This window comes from Flavobacterium columnare NBRC 100251 = ATCC 23463 (assembly GCF_002530675.1).
GTDB classification, from domain to species: Bacteria; Bacteroidota; Bacteroidia; order Flavobacteriales; family Flavobacteriaceae; genus Flavobacterium; species Flavobacterium columnare.
Window position 1 is genome coordinate 1 of record NZ_PCMX01000126.1, and the last position, 2,020, is coordinate 2,020.

At 32.1% G+C, this 2,020-nt stretch carries 2 protein-coding genes; both read left to right on the forward strand.

Translation table 11 applies throughout. From position 1 onward, the window contains the following. A partial coding sequence (locus B0A78_RS13120; protein ID WP_145955918.1) for a tyrosine-type recombinase/integrase occupies window positions 1-219 on the forward strand: 219 nt, incomplete at its 5' end. A gap of 53 nt (window positions 220-272) precedes the next feature. Then, window positions 273-1,169 carry a tyrosine-type recombinase/integrase gene (locus tag B0A78_RS13125; protein ID WP_065213370.1) on the forward strand — a complete coding sequence of 299 codons (897 nt, stop codon included), beginning with the start codon at window positions 273-275 and terminating at the stop codon, window positions 1,167-1,169. Window positions 1,170-2,020 lie beyond the last annotated feature (851 nt).

The window sequence follows — 2,020 nt, forward strand, 5'->3', positions numbered from 1 at the left end:
AAACAACTGATTTTAAAAACAGAATTTGGACAAAAACTAACTACTGAAGAATTGAATAAAATAGGTATTCACTCATTAAGGCACTCAATAGCAACACATCTTTTAGAAAACGGAATGAAGCTCGAACAGGTTCAAAAATTTTTAGGACATAGCCACATCGAGAGTACAGAGATTTACACACATATAACCAATAAACAATTAAAAGATTTAATGATTTAAGAATTTAAAATTTAAGTTGTTTGATAATCTTTTAATTATTCAATTTTTAAATTATGAAATTAAAAGAATATTTACAGAAAAAATACAGCAAAAGCACATTATACAGCAATTTATACAACATCAAAAGATTTACAGATTATTACCAAAACAAAGCACCAAAAGCCACATTTAAAGAGGTTTTAAACTATATAGAACACTTACGAAAAAACTACAATTTACACCCAAAAACATTAAGACATTGTTTGTATGGCGTTAAAATATACTTCAATTATCTGCTTGAAACAGGACAAAGAAAAGACCATCCTTGCAGTGAATTATTTTTAAAAGATAAGATTGATAAACAAATACAAGCCGATACACTCTACAGCCCAGAAACACTAGAAACCTTTTTTGAAACCTACCAAATCAAGAAGAAAAAACAGTTAGAAAATAGAAATAAAATTATCATTAGTTTATTGATTTATCAAGCCTTAACTGTCAAAGAAATAGCAGCATTAGAAGTTGAGCATATCAATTTAGAAAAATGCGAAATTTATATAAAAGGAAGTAACGAAATCACTTCAAAAAGTCCACAATCAAGAACTTTACCACTACAAGCCAAACAAATATTATTAATTTACAAATACATACAAGAAGATAGAGAGAAATTATTAAGTCATTCCAAAGTTCCCCCTTCGGGGGTTAGGGGGCTTATCCTTGGTCAATACGGTGAAAAAATCAATCCTCACGGCATTAGCAAAATGATAAACGAACAAAAGCCAAAAAGCGAACAAATACAACCAATGAAGATAAGACAAAGTGTTATAGCAAACTTATTGAAAAAGGAGAATGATACAAGAATAGTACAGGTTTTTAGCGGACACAGACGAGCATCAACTACAATCCAATACAAACAAACCGAACTGGAACAACTACAAAACGCAGTAAATAATTATCATCCAATAAGATAAAAAGGATAAAAATAAATGCTTCTTTTTTGGATTTTGATTTAATGTTCCCACCCCCAACGCTAAAAAAGGCAAAAAAAGGGCTTTTTCCCTGCACGGCTGGTTTTCTGTCATAGTTTTTGTAGCCCAACGCACCAACAGCACATTTATTTTTTCAATTGAATTTATAGTTTTTTAAGCGGTCAATTGAAAAAAATAAAAGAGCTGTCCCCAACGCTCAAAAACAAAAACATATGCCAGAAAACCAGCCTAAAGCTACTTCGCATAATTCCAGTTTTGTGCAATGCAGAGTGTAGTGATAAATTGAAAGTTCCGTTTTTAAATCAACATTTTTACCAAAAAGAAAGTAAGTGCTACAAAGTTCTGCACTGCACAAAGCTGCCCGGGACATTATGCGAAATAGCCCCAACGCTCGAAAGCCCTTTTTTTGCCTTTTTTTTGCCAACGCTCACCCACCCGAAAGAGGATAAAATCCAAAAAAGAAGCATTTATTTTTTTTTGCGAACCGCTTACTAACGCCCTTCGGTTGTTTGCTCATTTTTTTAGAAGATTGCCATACAAATCCCGATTAAAAACAACGTTTTGTATAATGGCAATCTTCCAAAAAAATCGAGCTAAAGATGGCTAAAGAGCCAGCCGACTACAGGAAAACTCCGAAGTTGGTTTTGTACCAGCAGTTGGAAAATGGATAAAAACCAAATCTTTTTTTTCAAATGAAATTCAATTTAAAAAAAAAGATTAATTTTGCAAAAGGTTGAAAACCTGTTGTGTTCTTTGAAGTTCTTTGTATTGTAGGTGTTTTTGAAGTTCTCGCACGAGGAAATTATGGAGTAGTATTTTTTAAGTATTGACCC